The following is an 18,566-nucleotide window of genomic DNA, read 5'->3' as shown; positions in this document are numbered from 1 at the left end:
AACGCCGCGAGGTGCGGTGCCAGACCCCGCGAGCCCGGCATGATCCAAACGAGAGGCCCTAACCGAACGGGACCCGGCGCGTGAAGGACGGCCGTGGCGCAGGCTCCGAAGAGAGGAACGGCGCCGCGTCACCGTCCTCACGCACGGTGGACAGAAGCATCAACTGCGGGTCCTGGAGCAGCAGCCGGGCGTGCAGCGCGCGCAGCGCGGGGCCCGGCTCGGTGCCCAGCTCCTCGACGACACGGGCGCGGTGGTCGGCGTACACGACCAGCGCCTCGTTGCCACGGTCCGAGCGGTAGAGCGCGAGCATCAGGAGCCAGACGAAGCGCTCGCGCAGCGGGTACTTGTGCACCGCGTAGTGCAGCAGCGGCACGGCGTAGCGGTGCCGGCCGAGTTCCAGTTCCAGCTCGGCGAGTACTTCCATGTCCGCGAGGAACCGCTCCTGGCGATAAAGCCGTTCGCGCTCCATCATCGGGCCCTCGAGGCCTTCGACCAGCGGCCCCGTGGACATGGTGCGGGCCTGGTCGAGGAGTCCGGCCGCTTTGAGGATCTCGCCGCCCCGGGCCGCCGCGATACCGGCCGCCGCGAGCCTTTCGTAGACGTAGAGGTCCACCTCCGCATCGCCGACATCGAGGCGGTAGCCGCCTCCCGACCATTCGATCAGGACGCCCCCGCCCGTGGCCGGGCCGGGCGCGAGCAGGCCGCGGAGACCCGAGACGGATTTCTGGATCAGATTCTTCGCGTACGCCGGATACTCCTCGCCCCACAGCGCCTCGATCAGCTGGTCCACGCCGGTCTCCAGACCCGGCCGCAGGAGCAGCACGGCGAGGAGCGCCCGCTGTCTGGGCGCCCCCAGTTCTAACAGCTTCGGACCGCGGGCGGCCTGGAGCGGGCCGAAGAGGCGGATCGCCATCTTCGACGGGTCCTCCCCGGCTCCCTCGGAACCATGTCCACGCAGCAGTACTCCTGACATTTCTCCCCCATGACAACGGCGTCGCGCCCGCAACCCGTCACTCACAAGGCTAGGCATTACTGACCAGTTCCCGTCAGGCAAAGGCCGGTTGAGAAACAGATCACGTCGCGCGACCTCTTGACGTGCCCCGAATTTTGGGGCAATGACCAGCCGCCCTCAGCGGTCCTTCCAGCGCTTCGACCAACGTCTGGTCAAACCGCCTGCATCAAGGTGATCCGGTCCCGCTCTCACGCTTGGAGAACCGATGACCGGCCCCGCACCGCAGGATCAGCAGATCCGTTCCGTCCTCAGCTACGACAGCACCGTCTCCCGTGCCGCCGTGCACCGCGCCGCGATCGCCGAGGTGTTCCTCACCGACTCCCGTCCGGTGGCCGGCCGGGAGGACACCTACGAGGTGGCGGCGCAGCTGCCGCGCGCGCACATCATGGCCGAGCAGTCCGGCACCCACGATTTCCTGCTCCTGGTCGAAGTCCTGCGCCAGGGCGGGGTGTTCCTGGCCCACACCTACGAGAACGTGGGCCTCGACGAGTCGTTCATCTTCCGCCACCTGCGCATACAGATACAGGACCTGTCCGCCGTACGCACCGGTGACCGCCCGGCCAGAGCCGTCGTCACCTTCACCGTCGACCCGCAGCGCAAGCGCAACGGCCGGGTGCAGGCCCTGGACTTCACCGGCACGTTCACCATCGAGGGCAAGGTCGTCCTGCACTTCAGCGGCGGCCTCGCCTTCTTCACGCGCACCGTCTACCGCGCGCTGCGCGCCCGCCGCCGCGACGCCCTGGCGGGCCAGATCGGCGTGCTGCCCACCCACGTGGCCGCGGAGCCGGAGTCGGTGGGCCGCCGGGACCCGCACAACGTGGTGATCACCCAGCCGCAGCCCATGGGCACGAGCACGCTCGCCGCCACCGTGCTCTCCGACACGACCCACCCGCACCTCTTCGACCACCAGCTCGACCACATCCCCGGCAACCTCCTCCTGGAGGCGGCCCGGCAGCTCGCCGCGGCCTCCGTCGCCTCACTGCACTCCATCTCGGCCGCGGGCCTCCAGGTGACCGCGCTCGACGCGAGCTTCCAGGAGTTCGCCGAACTCGATCTGCGCACACAGGCGGTGGCGAGCGTCGAGCAGTTCCGGCTCAGCGAGACGCTCGGCACCCTCGTCGTGCCGGTCGTGGTCGAGGTCGTCCAGCAGGAGCGCGTCGTCGCCTCGTTCCGTCTCGAGGTGGCGCAGTGACGTCGCCGCCGCTGACCACCGTCGTCGTCGACTACGGCGGGGTCCTGACCAATCCGCTGCACGAGACGTTCGCGGCCTTCGCGCGCGCCGTCGGCCTGCCCGTGACCGAGCTGCAGGACGCCTTCGCCAAAGCCACGGCGCGCCGGGGCCGCAGCCCGATGGCCGACCTGGAGACCGCCCTGTGCACCGAGGCGGAGATGGTCGGCCGGGTCTTGGCCGAGTTACCCGACGGGAAGGGTCAACACCTGCTCGACGGGCGGGAGTTCGGGGAACTGTGGTTCCGGGGCAGGACCGTCGACGACCGGCTCGTCGCCTTCGTGCGCTCACTGCACTCGGTGGGTTACCGCACCGCCCTGCTCACCAACAACGTCGTCGAGTGGGGTCCGCGCTGGCGGGCCCAGTTCCCCGTCGACGAGATCTTCGACACCGTCGTCGACTCGTCCGCCGAGGGCGTGCGCAAGCCCGACCCACTGATCTACCGGCGGCTCCTCGAACGCCTCCCGGCGGCCGCGCAGGAGTGCGTCTTCCTCGACGACCTCGAGGAGAACTGCGCCACCGCCTCGGACCTCGGCATGCTCGCCGTCCACTTCACCACCACCGACGAGGCGATCGACCAGATCACCGCGCTGCTCCGCTCCCGCGGTGCCTACCACCCCAGGAGCCTGGCATGAAGCGGCGATACGACAACACCGACACCGTACTGATCGTGGGAGCCGGTCCGACGGGCCTGACCACCGCCTGCACCCTGCTCCAGCACGGCGTGGAGTGCAGAATCGTCGACCGCAGGAAGGGCCCCGCGAGCGAACCCAAGGCGCTGATCCTGTGGAGCGGCGCACTCGAGGTGCTCAAGCGCATCGACGCGGCGGAGTGTCTGGTCAACCGGTCGCTGCCGCTCTCGGGCGCGTCCTACTGGTCGGGCGGCAAGCGTGCCGGGCAGGTCCGCTTCGGCTCGCTCGCCGACACCGCGTTCCCCCGCCCGCTGTGCGTACCCCAGTCGGTCACCGAGAGCGTCCTGTACCAGCGGCTCCTGAAGCTCGGCGGCCAGGTCGAGTGGAACACCGAACTCACCGACGTCCGGCTCATCGGCGACAGCGCGGAGGGATCCGTCTCCGTCACGGTCGAGTCGCCCGGCCAGAGCGCCCCCGCCCTGCTCGCGCCGCGCTGGCTGGTGGGCGCGGACGGCACTCACAGCAAGGTGCGGGCGGCCACCGGGATCGCGTTCCAGGGCAGTACGTACGCCCGCGACTTCCTGCTCGGCGACGGCGAGTTCAGCGGGAACCTGCCCAAGGACGAGGCGCAGTACCACCTCACTCCGGAAGGGGTCCTCGTCGTCGTTCCGCTGCCCGGCGGCGGACACCGCGTGTTCTTCGACCGGGACGCCACCGGCGAGGTGCGTCCGCTGTCCGACGACGATCTCCAGGAGCTGCTCACCGCGCGCGGCCCGCGCGGCTGGACGCTCCGCTCCACCTGGTGGCGCTCCACCTTCCGGGTCCACACGAGGGTCGCCGCCGCGTTCCGCTCGGGGCCGGTCTTCCTCGCCGGTGACGCCGCGCACTGCCACAGCCCGGCCGGCGGGCAGGGCCTCAACACCGGGGTGCAGGACGGCTTCAACCTGGGCTGGAAGCTGGCCGCCGTGTCGCGCGGAGCGGACCCGGCGCTGCTCGACAGCTACGAGGCCGAGCGGCGCCCCGCGGCACTGCGGGCGCTGCGCAACTCCGACCGCCAGACCAAGCTGTGGATGCTCCGCGAAGGCCCGAAGCGGGTCCTTCGTGACACCGTGCTGAAGGTGGCGTCCGCGACCGGCGCCCTCGACCGCAAGATGGTCCCCGACCTCGCCCAGCTCGACCCGGGCCTCGAGTCGAGCCCGGCGGTCCCCGGCCGGCTCCCGGCACCCGCCGGCAAGAACGCACCCGCCGGCAAGAACGCACGCGGCGCCAAGAGCGTCCTGCGCCCCGGCCTCCGGCTGCCCGACACCCGCTGGCAGGCGCTGTCCGGCACCCTGTCGACCTCCCTGCACGAGCTGCTCGCCGCCGGCCGGCACACCCTCCTGGTCCTCCAGAACGGCGCCTGCACGGTGGACGGCGAGCGCACGGCCCGCCAGGCCGCCGACCTCGCGGCCCGCTCCGCGGTGGCCGCGCAGACGGACGTCCTGCTCCTGACCGGCCGCGCCCCCGCGGACGAGCAGGACTACTCCGCTCCGTACGCGCGCGCCGTGGAGACCGGCCGGCAGCTGACCGCCCTGGCCGGCCCCGGACAGGACCCACTGGTGATCTACGTACGCCCCGACGGTGCGGTCGGCGCCTGGTCGTCGCACCTCGACCTGCCGCGCCTGGCGGACGGGGTATCGGTGCTCGGCCTCGCCGTGGGACGTGCGGCGTGAGCCGGAAGCTCCCCGGTCTCACCGCTCTCGGTACGCGGGTCGTGAGCAGACCGTGGCTGTTCCTGCTCGCGGCCGTGGTCCTGATCCTGGACGCCGTCCTGCTCGGCGCAGATCTGCCCGACCGGCTCAGCAACGGCGGTACGACCGACCCCGGTTCGGAGTCGGCGCGCGTACAGCGCGTCCTTGAGGACCACTACCCGGAGCAGCAGCCCAATCTCGTCCTCCTGGTGTCCGTGCCCGAGGGTGCGCAGGTCGACGACCGGAAGGTGGCCGGGCAGGGGGTGCGCCTCGCCGAGCGCCTCTCGTTCGAGAAGTCGGTCGTCGGCGTCGTCTCGTACTGGCAGACCGGGCTGGAGGAGCTGCGCTCCCGCGACGGGAAGCAGGCGGTGATCGCCGCCCGCATCGAGGGCGGCGACGACCGGGCGAGGGCCGAACTGGAGCGCCTGGCACCGGACTTCCGCGGCACGCGGGGGGATCTGACGGTACGGATCTCCGGCGCGCTCGCCGTCCAGGACGAGATCGAGAGCACCGTCGCCGAGGATCTGACCCGTTCCGAACTCATCGCCCTGCCGCTCACCCTCCTCGTGCTCGTCCGGGTCTTCGGCGGGGTGGTCGCCGCGGCGCTGCCGGTCCTGGTGGGTCTGGCCACCGTCCTGGGGACGGGCGCGCTGCTGCGAGTGGTCACCTCCTTCACCGAGGTGTCGGTGTTCGCGCAGAACCTCACCACGGCGCTCGGCCTCGGACTCGCCATCGACTACGCCCTGTTGATCGTCCGCAGATTCCGCGAGGAGCTGGCCACGGGGGCCGACCCGGCGGCCGCGGCCCTGCGCACCGTGCGCACCGCGGGCCGCACCGTCCTGTTCTCCGCGCTGACCGTCGCGGTGGCGCTCTCGGCGATGCTGGTCTTCCCGCTGTACTTCCTGCGCTCCCTCGCGTACGCGGGTATCAGCGTGGTCCTGGTCGCCTCGGTCACCGCCCTGACGGTGCTGCCCGCGGTGCTCGTGCTGCTCGGGCGGCGGGTCGATGCCTGGCAGGTACGCCGACGCCGCAGGGGCGGCCGGGCGCCGGCCGCGAAGGGGCGCCTCACCGAGGCCGTGATGCGCCGCGCGCCGCTGGTCACCGTCGCGGTGACCGGGCTGCTCCTGGTCCTCGGGCTGCCGTTCCTCGGGGCCCGGTTCGGGACCGCGGACCAGCGCCAGCTGCCCGCGACCAGCGAGGCTCGGGTCGTCCAGGACAGCGTGCGCGACGACTTCGACGACACGCCCGACGGCTCGGTGCCCGTCCTGTTGCGGACGGGAGGCGCGTCCCGCGCCGAGGCACGGGCCACGGCGGGGCGGATCGCGGGAAAGCTGTCCGTGCTCGACGGGGTCACCCGCGTCGAGTCGTCCGACGGCACCTACCGCGCGGGCCACCGGTCGGAGATACCGACCCCCGCCGACTCCTCGCGCAGGACGTCCGGCCACACCCTCCTGACGGTCGTCGCCGAGGACCACACCGCCGCGACATCCGCTGCCCATCAGCGGCTGGTCGAGTCCCTGCGCGGCGCGTCCGCGTCCGACGGGGCGTGGGTGGGCGGTCCCGCGGCGTCCCTGGTGGACAGCAAGGCGGCCATCGGCCGGGGCCTGGCCCCCGCCCTCGGCTTCGTCCTGATCGCGACGCTCCTGCTGGTCTTCCTGCTCACCGGGAGCGTCCTCCTTCCGCTGCTGACCGTCGCGCTCAACGCCCTGAGCCTGACCGCCATGTTCGGCGCGGTCGTGTGGGTCTTCCAGGACGGACACCTCTCGGGCCCGCTCGGCTTCACCGCGACCGGGGACGTGGAGACGACGCTGCCGGTCCTCATGTTCTGCGTCGCGTTCGGGCTGTCCATGGACTACGGCGTGTTCCTGGTCGCCCGGATCAAGGAGGACTTCGACCGCACCGGCGACCACCGCTCGGCGGTCGTCCACGGCATGCGCACCACCGGCGGCCTGATCACCGCGGCTGCCGTGGTGCTCAGCGTGGTCTTCGTCTCCATCGGGCTCTCGCGGATCACCAACACCAAGATGCTCGGCTTCGGCGTCGCGCTCGCCGTCCTGGTGGACGCCCTCGTCGTCCGCACGCTGCTCGTCCCCGCCGTGCTGCGCCTCCTCGGCCGCCGCGTCTGGTGGGCGCCGAGGCCACTGCGCCGCGTCCATCAGCGGTTCGCGCTGCGCGAGGAGCCGGACTCCCCTCTCCCTTCGAATCCTCCTGAAAGGACGTCGCATGAGCGGCACGCCGCCTCCCACTGAACCCATGGGCCTTCGCTCGGTCGTGGTCACCGGGGCCACCGGCCTGCTCGGAAACGCCGTCGTCGAGCGGCTCCTCGCCGGCGGCACCGAGGTGACCGCGGTCGTACGCGACGCCGGGCGCGCCCGCACCCTGCTGCCCCGCCACCCCGCGCTGCGTCTGGTCACCGGAGACGTCACCGACATCACCAGTTACACGGGCGACCTGCGCGGCGCGGACGCCGTCATCCACACGGCCGCGTACTTCCGCGAGTACTACCAGCCGGGCCACGACCTGGAGCTGCTGTACCGCACGAACGTGCAGGCGGTGGAGGACCTGCTCAAGTCGGCGGTGCAGGCTGGGGTGCCCGCTGTCGTGCACACCAGCTCGATCGCCGTGCTCGGCGGCGGCGACGCGCAGTCCCCCGGCGACGAGGACACCCCCAACGGCGCCCCGGACCAGGACAACCACTACCGCTCCAGCAAGATCCGCGCCGAGCGGATGATCGCCGGCTTCACCAAGGAGCACGGGCTGCGCGTACCGCTCGTGCTTCCCGGCTGGATGTGGGGTCCCGGAGACGCGGGCCCCACCTCCGCCGGACGGCTCTTCCTCGCGGTGGCGCGCGGCGAGATCAAGGCGCTGCCCACGGCGGGCAACCATGTCGTGGATGCCCGCGACGTGGCAGCCGTCTGTGTCGCCGCCGCCGCGCGCGGAACCTCGGGCCGCCGCTACATCGCCGGGGGTACCTGGCATCCGCTGCACGACATCTGCGCGGCCGTGGTCCGGGCCAGCGGCACCGGAGCGGTGCCCCGCAAGCTGCCCTCGGCGGCCGCCGTACCGCTCGCCTCGATCCTGGAGTGGCAGGCGAAGGCGCGCGGCCGGCAGCCGGTGGCGACCCGGACCGGAATGCGGGTGCTGCTCGAAGGACACCACCGCCGGGTGTCGTCCGCCCGGGCCGGACATGAACTGGCCGCCGCATTCCGCCCGTTGAAGCAGACCATCGCCGACCAGGCGGCGTGGCACCGCGCGCAGGGGCAGCTGCCTGCCGCGGCCGGCGCAGGCGGCACAGCACGAGAGGTGAACGGCGGATGAGCGAGCAGCGCAGGAGCGTCTTGAAGGGGATCGCCTTGCTCGGCACGGCAGTTGTCCTGCTCGTGAGTCCGGTGGCGGTGGCCGCGACCACGTCGTCCGACGCACCCGAGGGCCCCGGGAAGGCGGGGAAGTCCGCCTCGGCCACCTCGTCCGTGCCGTCGCCGGCCGAGGCAGCCGCCGCCCGCAGGGCGACCGCGGCACGCCTGGCCAAGGCCGGCATCACGGATGTCCCGGTCTCCTTCTCCGTACGCAACACCAACCGCAGCAGGACGGGGTGCCGCACGGACGGCGGGAGGTACCGGGTGCGCGGCCACCTGACGGCGCCCGCGTCCCTGCTCGCGGGGTCCGGAGACGGCAAGAAGAAGGCGATCACCCTCTATCAGCACGGCATCGCCGCGGGCGAGTGGTACTGGCGCCTCGACGTGCCCGGCTACCACTACGCCGAGGAGCTCGCCGAGCGCGGCCACGCCTCCCTCACCCTCGACCGGCTCGGCTACGGCGCCAGCGACCGCCCGGACGGCTTCGGCACCTGCATCGGCGCCGAGGCGGACATCGCGCACCAGGTCGTGCGGCAACTGCGCGAGGGGACGTACACCGTCGGCGGGAAGCCGCAGGAGCCCTTCAAGGCCGGCAGGGGTGCGGCCAAGACCGGCAAGAGTGCGGCCAAGCGCACCCGTTTCGACACGGTGACTCTGGCGGGCCAGTCCAACGGCGGTCAGATCGTCCAGATCGAGGCGTACTCGTTCGGCGGGATCGACGGACTGATGATCATGGACTGGACGGATCGCGGTCTGACCCCGGAGGCCAACACCCGTTTCTTCAGCGCCCTCCAGAGCTGCATGGCGGGTGGTTCGCCGAGCCGGAAGCCCTCGGACCCGAGCGGCTACGTCTACTACGACCTGGGGCCCGACCAGTTCCGCCGCGGCAACTTCCACGACACCGAGCGACGCGTCGTGGACGCCGCGACCCCACACCAGAACCGCCACCCCTGCGGCGACATGACGTCCCAACTCGACTCCGTCTTCACGGACTTGGACCACATCCGCGCCATCAAGGTGCCGGTCCTGATGCTGTACGGCGACGACGACGCCCGCGTGACCGGGGGCGCCGCGCACCGGCGCCTGTTCACCGGGGCCGACACCGACCTCATCGACATCCCGGGGGCCGGGCACTACGCCACGATGGCCCGTTCGGCACCCCGGACCTTCGACCGGATCGCCGCGTGGCTCGACGCGCGCGGCCTGTAGAACCCCCCGCACGCCCACACACCCCCTGCGTCCCCCGTATCCCCCCGCATTCGGAGCGTGACAAGTGCCGACCACCCGTCAATCCACCGCCGGCAGCCCCGAGGAAAGCCCGCCGGCCCTGCGGCGGTGGGGGCGTCTGACCGCGGCGCGCTCCCGTCCGGTCATCTGGGCCTGCGTCGTCCTGACCGTGCTCGGCCTCGCGCTCGCCGCAGGGGCCATGGACCGCCTGGTGCTCAGCCGTTTCGAGAGTCCGGGCTCCGAGTCGCTGAGCACCCGGGCCGTCCTGGAGCGGGAGTTCAAGGAGGGCACGCCCAGCGTGCTGCTCATGGTCACCGCCAAGCAGGGCACCGTCGACGACACGGCGGTCGCCGCCGAGGGCCGCAGACTGGAGAAGGAGCTGGCGGGGCAGGACGGCGTGGCCGAGGTCGCCTCGTACTGGTCGCGCGGCAAGTCACCCGCCATGCGCGCCACCGACGGCAAGCAGGCCCTGATCATCGCCCGGATGGCGGGCTCGGTGACCGAGGCCCGTACGAAACTCGGCGAGTTCTCCCCGGACTTCAGCCGGGACGAGCGGCTGGTGAAGGTCCGCGTCGGCGGCGGTGACGAGGTCTTCCGGCAGGTCTCCGAGCAGTCGCGGCAGGACTTCCTGCGGGCCGAGATGATCGTGTTCCCGCTGGTCCTTCTGCTGCTCTTCGCCATCTACCGCCGGTTCTCGGCGGCGGCGCTCACCCTGGGCATGGGCCTGTTCTCGGTGATCACCACGCTGGCGCTCCTGCGCATCGTCACGTACGCCACCGACGTCTCGACGTTCGCCGCCAACCTGGCGCTCGTGATGGGCATCGGGCTCGGCGTCGACTACAGCCTGTTCGTCATCAACCGGTTCCGCGAGGAGCTGCGGTCAGGGCGCTCCGTCCCCGAGGCCGTCGAGCACGCGGTCGGCAGCGCGGGCCGCACGGTCACCTTCAGCGGTCTCACCGTCATCGTGTCGCTCGCCTGCCTGCTCCTCCTCCCCTTCCCCTTCCTGCGTTCGTTCGCGTACGCAGGTATCGGCACGGTTCTCACCTCGGTCTTCGCCGCCCTGGTGATCCTGCCCGCCGCGCTGGCGAAGCTCGGCGTCCGGGTCGCCCGCAAGAAGGCCGACTCCCGTGCGCAGAACGGCTGGTGGCACCGCACGGCACTGCGCATGATGCGCAGGCCGCTGCTCTACGGCATTCCGGCCCTGGTGGTCCTTCTCGGCCTCGCCACCCCGACGCTCGGCCTCACCTTCGGCGTGCCCGACGAGCGGGTGCTGCCCAAGGACGTGTCCAGCCGCGTCGTGCAGCAGGAGATCCGCGACCACTTCGCCGCGGAGGAGATGGACGCGATCCAGGTCCTGCGCCCCGGCCAGGCGGGCACACCCGCGAACCGCGCCTCCATCGACGCCACGGCCGCCGAGCTCTCCCGCATCCCGGAGATCCATCAGGTCGACGCGCTCACGGGTTCGTACGCCGGGGGCAAGAGGGTCTCCGAACCCGACAGCGCGTCCGCCGACCGGTTCACGAACGACAAGGACACCTGGTACTCGGTGGTCGCCACCCACCGCGGACTCGACCAGGACATCGACCGGGTCCTGTCCGACGTACGCGCGACCGCCGGGAGCGAGCCGGTCAGGATCGGCGGCTATCCCGCCGAACTGAGCGATTTCCGGACCGAGTTGGTGGACCGCCTGCCGCTCGTCTTCGGTCTGATCCTGGTCGTCACCTTCATCATCCTGTTCCTGATGACCGGCAGTGTGCTGCTCCCCGCCAAGGCGATGGTGCTCAACTCCCTTTCCATGGCGGTGATGTTCGGCGCCCTGGTGTGGATCTTCCAGGACGGTCATCTGTCCGGCCTGCTCGGCTTCACCCCGAGCGGCACGATCGAACCGAGCATCCCGATCCTCATGTTCTGCACCGCCTTCGGCCTCTCCATGGACTACGAGGTCTTCATGCTGTCGCGGATCAAGGAGGAGTACGACCGTACGGGTGACAACGCCGGCGCAGTGGCCGTGGGCCTGGAGCGCAGCGGCCCGCTGATCACGTCGGCGGCGGTCATCCTGGCGGCGTCGTTCGCCACGTACGCCTCGTCGGGCATCGTCTTCCTCAAGATGCTGGGCATCGGCATGGTGGTGGTGATCCTGATCGACGCCACACTGATCAGGGCGGTGCTCGTGCCTGTCTTCATGCGACTGGCCGGCAAGGCGAACTGGTGGGCCCCCGCGCCGCTGCGCGCCGTGCACGAACACTTCGGCATCTCCGAGTCGGCCCCGTCGGCTCCCGCCGCCCGGCAGCCCGTCGGCACATCCGCCGACGCGTAAGGAGATCCGGTGCTGGGAATCGGAATGTGGGTCCTGATGCTGGCGGGCTCCGGCGTCTTCCACTTCTATCTATGGATGCGCCTGGTCCGTGACACGACCCGGCCCGCGAGCCGCGGGCGGCGCATCGGGACGGGCGTGGTCGCGGTGTCGGCGCTCGCCGCGCCGGGGACCCGGATCGTCACCCCGCTGTTCGACCCGTCGGACGGTGGGGGCGGGCGCTGGGTGGCGTGGCCGGGCTACACGCTGATCGGCGTGCTCCTCTATCTGCTCCTCGCGCTCGCCGTGCTCGAAGTGCCGAGGGCACTGGTGGTACGCAGTTGGCGGCGCCGGGCCGAACGGGAGGCCGCGCCGGAACCGGCGCCCGGGTCCGGAGCAGTGGTGACGGCCGGGACCGGGGCAGCGCCCGGGCCCGGTGGCGCGTCCGGCGCGGAGTCCGGCGGGCCGGCCGATGCGCCGGCTCCGGACGCCGGGGCCCAGGAATCCGCCCCGGCGGGGCAGTTGGTGGGCCGCCGGCTCTTCCTCGGCCGCGCGGTGGGCACCCTCGCCGGAGCGGCGGCCCTCGGCACCACCGGCTACGGCATGGCCGCGGCGCTCGGCGACCCGCAGACCAAGCGCGTGGCGATCACCCTCACCAAGGTGAACGCGCAGCTCTCCGGGCTCCGTATCGCCGTGGTCAGTGACATCCACCTGGGCCCGCTCCTCGGCCGTTCCCACACGGAGCGGATCGTCCGGAGGGTCAACGCACTGCAGCCCGACCTCGTGGCGGTCGTCGGCGACCTGGCCGACGGCAGGGCATCCCAACTCGGCCCGGTCGCACACCCGTTGAAGAGCCTGGAGTCCCGGTACGGCAGCTTCTTCGTCACCGGCAACCACGAGTACCTGTACGACGGCGTCGAGGACTGGCTGGCCGAGATGCGCGGCCTCGGTATCCGGCCCCTGGTGAACGAGCGGGTGGAGATCCGGCACAACGGCTCGTACGTCGACCTGGCCGGGGTCGAGGACCTGGCGGGCGAGGGCGCGGGCCGGGGCCCCGACCTGGAGCGGACCCTGGCAGGACGGGACGTCTCACGCCCCGTCGTCCTCCTCGCCCACCAGCCGGTGTTCGCCGGCGAGGCCGCCCGCCACGGCGTCGACCTCCAGCTGTCCGGCCACACCCACGGCGGCCAGATGTTCCCGCTCACGGCGGTGACGGCCCTGTCCAACCCGGTCGCATCGGGCCTCGGCATGGTCGACGACACCACGGTCTACGTCACCAACGGCGCCGGCTTCTTCGGACCGCCGGTCCGGGTCGGCGCCCCGGCGGACATCAGCCTGCTCGAACTACGGGCAGTGGACAGGTAGTTACGGCTTACGGCCCTGCGCCCCTTCCCGGGTGCCGTGCCCCTGGCGGCCGGCGCCCGGGGCGCGGCACCCGCACCCGTGTCCGGGGCTTTCAGGCCGCCCACGGCTCGATGATCGTCACGCCCGCGCCGGGCGTCGTCCCCATCGCCTCGAGCGCCGCGGGTGCCGCGTCCAGCGTGATCGTGGAGGTGACCAGGAGGTCCGGTCGCAGGACCCCGGCGCGGACCATCTCCAGCATCCGGGGATAGGCGTGCGCGGCCATCCCGTGGCTGCCGAGGAGTTCGAGTTCGAGGCCGATCACCCGGCCCATGGGCACGACCGGGTCCTGCGGCAGCAGGCCGACCTGCACATGGCGGCCCCGGCGCCGCAGCCCGCCCACCGAGGCGGCACACGTGACCGGTGAGCCGAGCGCGTCGAGCGACAGGTGCGCCCCGCCACCGGTCAACTCCCTTACGGCAGCGGCCACATCGGGCACCTCGGAGGCGTTCAGGCAGTGGGCGGCGCCGAAGGTGCGGGCGAGGTCCAGCGCGGCGGGCGAGACGTCGACCGCGACGACCCTCGCACCACTCGCCGCCGCGATCATCACGGCGGACAGGCCGACGCCGCCGCACCCGTGCACGGCGACCCACTCCCCGGCGGCGACCCGGCCCTGCGCGACCACGGCGCGGAACGCGGTCGCGAAACGGCAGCCGAGACCCGCCGCCGTCGAGAACGACAGCTCGTCCGGCACGTCCACCAGGTTCACGGCGGCGTGGTCCAGGGCGACGTACTCGGCGAAGGAGCCCCAGTGCGTGAAGCCGGGCTGCGTCTGGCGCTCGCACACCTGGTGGTCGCCGGCCGCGCAGGAGGCGCAGGTGCCGCAGGCGCACACGAACGGGACCGTGACCCGGTCGCCCGGCCTCCGGTCAGATACCTCGGCGCCCACCGCCTCGACCACTCCGGCGAGTTCATGCCCGGGGACGTGCGGCAGGCGGATGTCCGGGTCGTGGCCCATCCAGCCGTGCCAGTCGCTGCGGCACAGGCCCGTCGCCTGGACCCGTACGACCACGCCGTGCGGCGCCGGCACCGGATCGGGCACCTCCCGCACCTCGGCCCGCTCCCCGAACTTCTCGAACACCACAGCCCGCATCGCCCTCGCGCCCCACTTCCATCGAACGAAAGACCCTGACGGTCACCCGACCGGACGAACGTAGCCCCGGCCCGGACACCGGGACCCCGCCCCCGCACCAACTCACGGTGCGACAAAACACGTATCTACGTAAACTCCGTCACAAATCTTCCCCCCGCAGAGGGAATTGCCGTGACTCAAGCACAGCCGCCCGGCCCGCCCCGAGCCCGCATCCCCGGCCCCAAGCGGCCCCCGTCGTCCGTGCCGCGGATCCGGGCGGGACTGTGGAAGCACTGGCTGCGGGGCGGACTCGCCCTATGGGCCCTGACCGCCGTCGTCACCTACGCGACCAGGGACACCACGCTCCTGCCGACGCTGATCCTGCTCGGCAGCTTCCTCGTCCCGGGCGCCTTCGTGCTGTGGGCGTACGAGCGTCATGCGCGCGACCTGGGCGTGAGCCTGATGCTCGGATGCTTCGCCGTCGGCGGCATCCTCGGGGTGCTCGGCGCCTCGGTCATGGAGTACTACCTGCTGCACCCCTCGCTGTGGATGTTCGTCGGGGTCGGCCTGATCGAGGAGGCGGTCAAGCTCGCCGCCCTGATGTACATGCTGCGCACACAGCCGCGGGTGCGCGGGCTGCGGGCGGGACTCGTCCTCGGCGCGTCCGTCGGCTTCGGCTTCGCGGCCTTCGAGAGCGCGGGCTACGCGTTCAACGCGGCCGTCGGCATGCAGGGCATCGACCTGCGCTCGCTCCTGGAGACGGAGGTGCTGCGCGGGCTGCTCGCACCGTTCGGGCACGGGCTGTGGACGGCGATCTCCGGCGCCGTCCTGCTGGCCTTCCGCAAGCCGAACGGGCGCTATCACTTCGCGTCGCCGGTGGTGCTCACCTGTCTGGGCGTCTCCTTGCTGCACGCTCTGTGGGACTCCATGCACGGCATCGCGACCTGGATCGTCGCCCGGCTCACCGCCACGAACCTGCCCCTCTCGCTCTTCGCCGAGGGCTACCTCCCGCAGCCGACCGACACCCAGAAGCACCTCTTCACGCTCTTCTCGGTGGGCGGCCTCGTGATCATCTCGCTCGCGGGGATCGCCTGGGTACGTTCGCTCGCCCGCCGCGATCCCTCTTGGAGAAATACCCCCTAGGGGTATACAGTCGTGAGTGTCAGGAGGTCCCGGGGATGCCCCGGCGCCTCACTCGCACGGTACGCCGCACGCCTGCGCAGACCGGGACGCACGCGGCCTTCGACAAGGAGAACGACATGAGCGCCCAGACCGAGCTCCCCCAGATCGGCACCGAGTCGACCGGTTCCTGCTGCTCGCCCAGCGGTTCGTGCCACTCGGACGCCGCCGGGAGCGCCGAGGGAGCCGTCACCACCGTGTACCAGGTGACCGGCATGACCTGCGGCCACTGCGAGGGCGCGGTGTCGGACGAGATCTCGGGGCTCGCGGGCGTCATGTCGGTGAAGGCCGTGGCCTCCACGGGACGGGTGACCGTGGTCTCCGCGGCGCCCCTCGACGAGCAGGAAGTCCGGGCCGCCGTCGACGAGGCGGGCTACGAGCTGGTCGGCAGGGCCTGAGACCTCAGGGAGCGCCGGGCCGCCCACCACGACCCGGCGCCCGTGGTCGTACGCTCGGCGGTAGGGCCTGTCCGGCGGATCAGGTCGCATCTCGTTGACGCGCGCTGTTCTGTGCTGGTGAGCGGGGTCTGGCGCGTGCAGCTGCAAGGCGGACGATTGAGGCATCGCGGAGCGATGGTGATTGAGGACAACGCCGCAGATGGGCGTGCCAGACCCCGCGACCGCGACAAGATCCGCCGGACAGGCCCTGGTCCCGTACGCCCCTGGAAAGAACCGCGATGACCACGCCCACGGACACCACGGCCGGGCCGCTCTCAGAAGTGGAGCTCGCCGTCGGCGGGATGACCTGCGCCTCCTGCTCGGCCCGTATCGAGAAGAAGCTCAACCGCCTCGACGGCGTGACGGCGACGGTCAATCTCGCGACCGAAAAGGCGAAGGTGGCGTACGCGCCCGGGGTCGAGGTCGCCGACCTGGTCGCCACGGTGCAGAAGCTCGGGTACACGGCAGAGCCGGTCGTCCGTGAGGAGCCGGCCGAAGCCGCTGCGGACGGTCCGGACGGGGCCGGCGACGAAGCCCCGGCCGAGGTCCGCACGGAAGCCGGGACCGGGTCCGGGACCGGGACCGACCCCACCGCCCCCGTGCGCCGGCGGCTCGTCGTCTGCGCGCTGCTCTCCCTGCCCGTCGTCCTGCTGGCGATGGTGCCCGCCCTCCAGTTCGACAACTGGCAGTGGCTCTCCCTCACGCTCGCCGCCCCCGTCGCCGTCTGGGGCGGACTCCCCTTCCACCGGGCCGCCTGGACCAACGCGCGGCACGGCGCCGCCACCATGGACACGCTCGTCTGTGTCGGGACGCTCGCCGCGTTCGGCTGGTCGCTGTGGGCCCTGTTCTTCGGCGACGCCGGGATGAGCGGGATGCGGCACGGATTCACGTTCGCCGTCGACCGCACCGACGCCTCGTCCACCATCTACCTCGAAGTCGCCGCGGGCGTCGTCACCCTGATCCTGCTCGGCCGCTATCTGGAGGCCCGCTCCAAGCGCCGCGCCGGCACCGCCCTGCGCGCCCTGCTCGAACTCGGCGCCAAGGACGTCGCCGTGCTGGACGCCTCGGGCGCGGAAGTGCGCCTGCCGGTCGGGCGGCTGAGGCCGGGCGACCGGTTCGTCGTGCGGCCCGGCGAGAAGATCGCGACCGACGGCACCGTCGTCGAGGGCGCCTCAGCCGTCGACACCGCCCTGCTCACCGGCGAGTCCGTGCCCGTGGACGTGACCGTCGGCGACGCCGTGACCGGCGCGACCGTGAACGCCGGCGGCCGGCTCGTCGTCGAGGCGACCCGCGTCGGCGCCGACACCCAGCTCGCCCGCATGGCGCGCCTCGTCGAGGACGCGCAGACCGGCAAGGCCGAGGTGCAGCGCCTCGCCGACCGGATCGCCGGCGTGTTCGTGCCGGTGGTGTTCGTCATCGCGCTCGGCACGTTCGCCGGCTGGCTGCTCGCCACCGGTGAGGTGACCGCCGCGTTCACCTCGGCCGTCGCCGTCCTGATCATCGCCTGCCCCTGCTCGCTCGGCCTCGCGACGCCCACCGCGCTCATGGTCGGCACCGGCCGCGGCGCCCAGCTCGGCATCCTCATCAAGGGACCCGAGGTCCTGGAGAACACGCGCCGCGTCGACACCGTCGTCCTCGACAAGACCGGCACGGTGACGACCGGGCGGATGACGCTCCAGGACGCGTACGTCGCCGAGGGCGTCGAGGAGAAGACCCTGCTGCGGCTGGCCGGGGCCGTGGAGCACGCCTCCGAGCACCCCGTCGCCCGGGCCGTCGCACAGGGCGCCGCCGACCGGGCCGGCACGCTGCCCGCCGTCACCCGCTTCACCGCGCTCGCCGGGCTCGGCGTCCGCGGCGTGGTGGACCGGCACGACGTTCTGGTCGGCCGGGAGCGCCTCCTCGCCGAGCACGGGATCGCCCTGCCGCCCGCGCTCGCCGCCGCCAAGACCGCCGCCGAGGCCGCGGGCCGCACCGCCGTCGCCGTCGCATGGGACGGCGTGGCACGGGGTGTCATCACGGTCGCCGACGCGGTCCGCCCGACGAGCGCCCAGGCCGTCGCCGAGCTGCGCGCGCTGGGCCTCACGCCGGTGCTCCTGACCGGCGACAACCGGATCGTCGCCGAGTCCGTGGCGCGGGCCGTCGGGATCGACGGGGACGCCGTGTACGCGGAGGTCCTGCCACAGGAGAAGGTCGACGTCGTCCGGCGCCTGAAGGCCGAGGGGCGCACCGTCGCCATGGTCGGCGACGGCGTGAACGACGCGGCGGCGCTCGCCACCGCCGACCTGGGGCTCGCGATGGGCACCGGCACGGACGCCGCGATCGAGGCGGGTGACCTGACGCTGGTGCGCGCGGACCTGCGCGTGGCCGCCGACGCGATCCGGCTCTCCCGCCGCACCCTCGCCACCATCAAGGGGAACCTCTTCTGGGCCTTCGGCTACAACGTGGCCGCCCTGCCGCTGGCCGCCGCGGGGTTCCTGAACCCGGTGATCGCGGGCGCCGCGATGGCGTTCTCGTCCGTGTTCGTGGTGACGAACAGCCTTCGGCTGAGGACGTTTTCCTGAAGGTGAGCGGCCCTTTTTCTGGAAGGACTTCACATCGCCCCTGGTCTGGCCCATCATCAAGGGGTCTTCACATTCGCCTCACATCACAACCGCAGCATTCTCACGTCCGAACCTCGATCTACATATGGGGTCTCTTGCGCACGATCAGGACATATGCAGGAGACGCAGATCACAGTGATCTGAACGTAACCATTTGAGGTTCTCGTGAGTCTAAGGAGGCGATGCAGGAACGTCTTGGGGGGCGTTTCTGTGTTGACCGGGGCCGTCTTGGGGGACGGACCCGACCGCGTTGGCCGGGACACGTGCCACGGAGAGCTTGAGCGGCCCTCCCGTGTACGCGTCCCGGCAGACCGCACCACAGACGCCCGGACGGATCCCGTGGGGGGAATCCGCACCGGGACAAAGGAAAGCGCCCCGACTGCCGGCCCGTGGGGGGAC

Annotated in this window: 13 protein-coding genes; 11 read left to right on the top strand and 2 right to left on the bottom strand. The window is 72.0% G+C overall.

What is annotated here, in order from left to right; all coding sequences use genetic code 11:
• Nucleotides 1-58 precede the first annotated feature (58 nt).
• Nucleotides 59-973 carry a BTAD domain-containing putative transcriptional regulator gene (locus OHA58_RS23200; protein WP_405481089.1) on the bottom strand — a complete coding sequence of 305 codons (915 nt, stop codon included), beginning with the start codon at nt 971-973 and terminating at the stop codon, nt 59-61.
• A 244-nt stretch (nt 974-1,217) separates the two neighbouring features.
• On the opposite strand from OHA58_RS23200, the gene OHA58_RS23195 reads away from it, so the two are divergent.
• From OHA58_RS23195 to OHA58_RS23160, 8 genes are all read left to right on the top strand, one after another.
• The gene (locus tag OHA58_RS23195) at nt 1,218-2,204 is read left to right on the top strand and encodes a ScbA/BarX family gamma-butyrolactone biosynthesis protein (RefSeq protein WP_405481087.1); all 987 of its coding nucleotides are present in this window, start codon (nt 1,218-1,220) and stop codon (nt 2,202-2,204) included.
• A complete protein-coding gene (locus OHA58_RS23190) occupies nt 2,201-2,875 on the top strand; it encodes an HAD family hydrolase (protein ID WP_405481085.1) in 675 nt (224 codons plus the stop codon). The genes OHA58_RS23195 and OHA58_RS23190 overlap by 4 nt, the downstream gene beginning before the upstream one ends.
• Nucleotides 2,872-4,584 carry an FAD-dependent monooxygenase gene (locus OHA58_RS23185; protein ID WP_405481084.1) on the top strand — a complete coding sequence of 571 codons (1,713 nt, stop codon included), beginning with the start codon at nt 2,872-2,874 and terminating at the stop codon, nt 4,582-4,584. Before OHA58_RS23190 ends, OHA58_RS23185 begins: the two co-directional genes overlap by 4 nt.
• Nucleotides 4,581-6,851 carry an MMPL family transporter gene (locus tag OHA58_RS23180; RefSeq protein WP_405481083.1) on the top strand — a complete coding sequence of 757 codons (2,271 nt, stop codon included), beginning with the start codon at nt 4,581-4,583 and terminating at the stop codon, nt 6,849-6,851. The genes OHA58_RS23185 and OHA58_RS23180 overlap by 4 nt, the downstream gene beginning before the upstream one ends.
• Complete coding sequence (locus OHA58_RS23175; RefSeq protein ID WP_405481081.1) at nt 6,826-7,920, top strand: NAD-dependent epimerase/dehydratase family protein; 1,095 nt, start codon at nt 6,826-6,828, stop codon at nt 7,918-7,920. The genes OHA58_RS23180 and OHA58_RS23175 overlap by 26 nt, the downstream gene beginning before the upstream one ends.
• Nucleotides 7,917-9,167: an alpha/beta hydrolase gene (locus OHA58_RS23170; protein WP_405481080.1), complete on the top strand. Its 1,251-nt coding sequence runs from the start codon at nt 7,917-7,919 to the stop codon at nt 9,165-9,167. The genes OHA58_RS23175 and OHA58_RS23170 overlap by 4 nt, the downstream gene beginning before the upstream one ends.
• A 64-nt stretch (nt 9,168-9,231) precedes the next feature.
• A complete protein-coding gene (locus tag OHA58_RS23165) occupies nt 9,232-11,502 on the top strand; it encodes an MMPL family transporter (protein ID WP_405481079.1) in 2,271 nt (756 codons plus the stop codon).
• 9 nt (nt 11,503-11,511) lie between these two features.
• The gene (locus OHA58_RS23160) at nt 11,512-12,843 is read left to right on the top strand and encodes a metallophosphoesterase (protein ID WP_405481077.1); all 1,332 of its coding nucleotides are present in this window, start codon (nt 11,512-11,514) and stop codon (nt 12,841-12,843) included.
• Between the two features lie 91 nt (nt 12,844-12,934).
• Here OHA58_RS23160 and OHA58_RS23155 read toward each other — a convergent pair whose 3' ends face one another.
• Nucleotides 12,935-13,972 (bottom strand): zinc-dependent alcohol dehydrogenase family protein, encoded by a 1,038-nt coding sequence (locus tag OHA58_RS23155; protein WP_405481075.1) that lies wholly within the window; start codon nt 13,970-13,972, stop codon nt 12,935-12,937.
• A gap of 171 nt (nt 13,973-14,143) precedes the next feature.
• Here OHA58_RS23155 and OHA58_RS23150 point away from each other — a divergent pair, with 171 nt between their 5' ends.
• The 3 genes from OHA58_RS23150 to OHA58_RS23140 all read left to right on the top strand — a co-directional run bounded on the left by OHA58_RS23150 (nt 14,144) and on the right by OHA58_RS23140 (nt 18,128).
• Nucleotides 14,144-15,094, top strand: a complete 951-nt coding sequence (locus tag OHA58_RS23150) for a PrsW family intramembrane metalloprotease (protein ID WP_405481074.1) — start codon at nt 14,144-14,146, stop codon at nt 15,092-15,094.
• A gap of 116 nt (nt 15,095-15,210) precedes the next feature.
• On the top strand, nt 15,211-15,528 hold the full coding sequence (locus OHA58_RS23145; protein ID WP_405481072.1) for a heavy-metal-associated domain-containing protein: 318 nt from the start codon (nt 15,211-15,213) through the stop codon (nt 15,526-15,528).
• 278 nt (nt 15,529-15,806) lie between these two features.
• The gene (locus OHA58_RS23140; protein ID WP_405481071.1) at nt 15,807-18,128 is read left to right on the top strand and encodes a heavy metal translocating P-type ATPase; all 2,322 of its coding nucleotides are present in this window, start codon (nt 15,807-15,809) and stop codon (nt 18,126-18,128) included.
• The last annotated feature ends 438 nt before the right edge of the window (nt 18,129-18,566 follow it).

Origin of the sequence: Streptomyces sp. NBC_00009 (genome assembly GCF_045040855.1) — a bacterium.
GTDB classification, from domain to species: domain Bacteria; phylum Actinomycetota; class Actinomycetes; order Streptomycetales; family Streptomycetaceae; genus Streptomyces; species Streptomyces aureus.
This window is presented reverse-complemented; position numbering and strand designations above follow the sequence as displayed.

Bases quoted from the DNA above. Each gene is read 5' to 3' on its own strand.
- OHA58_RS23200 (WP_405481089.1), bottom strand. From the start codon at position 973: ATGTCAGGAGTACTGCTGCGTGGACATGGTTCCGAGGGAGCCGGGGAG.
- OHA58_RS23195 (WP_405481087.1), top strand. From the start codon at position 1,218: ATGACCGGCCCCGCACCGCAGGATCAGCAGATCCGTTCCGTCCTCAGC.
- OHA58_RS23185 (WP_405481084.1), top strand. From the start codon at position 2,872: ATGAAGCGGCGATACGACAACACCGACACCGTACTGATCGTGGGAGCC.
- OHA58_RS23175 (WP_405481081.1), top strand. From the start codon at position 6,826: ATGAGCGGCACGCCGCCTCCCACTGAACCCATGGGCCTTCGCTCGGTC.
- OHA58_RS23170 (WP_405481080.1), top strand. From the start codon at position 7,917: ATGAGCGAGCAGCGCAGGAGCGTCTTGAAGGGGATCGCCTTGCTCGGC.
- OHA58_RS23155 (WP_405481075.1), bottom strand. From the start codon at position 13,972: ATGCGGGCTGTGGTGTTCGAGAAGTTCGGGGAGCGGGCCGAGGTGCGG.
- OHA58_RS23145 (WP_405481072.1), top strand. From the start codon at position 15,211: ATGAGCGCCCAGACCGAGCTCCCCCAGATCGGCACCGAGTCGACCGGT.
- OHA58_RS23140 (WP_405481071.1), top strand. From the start codon at position 15,807: ATGACCACGCCCACGGACACCACGGCCGGGCCGCTCTCAGAAGTGGAG.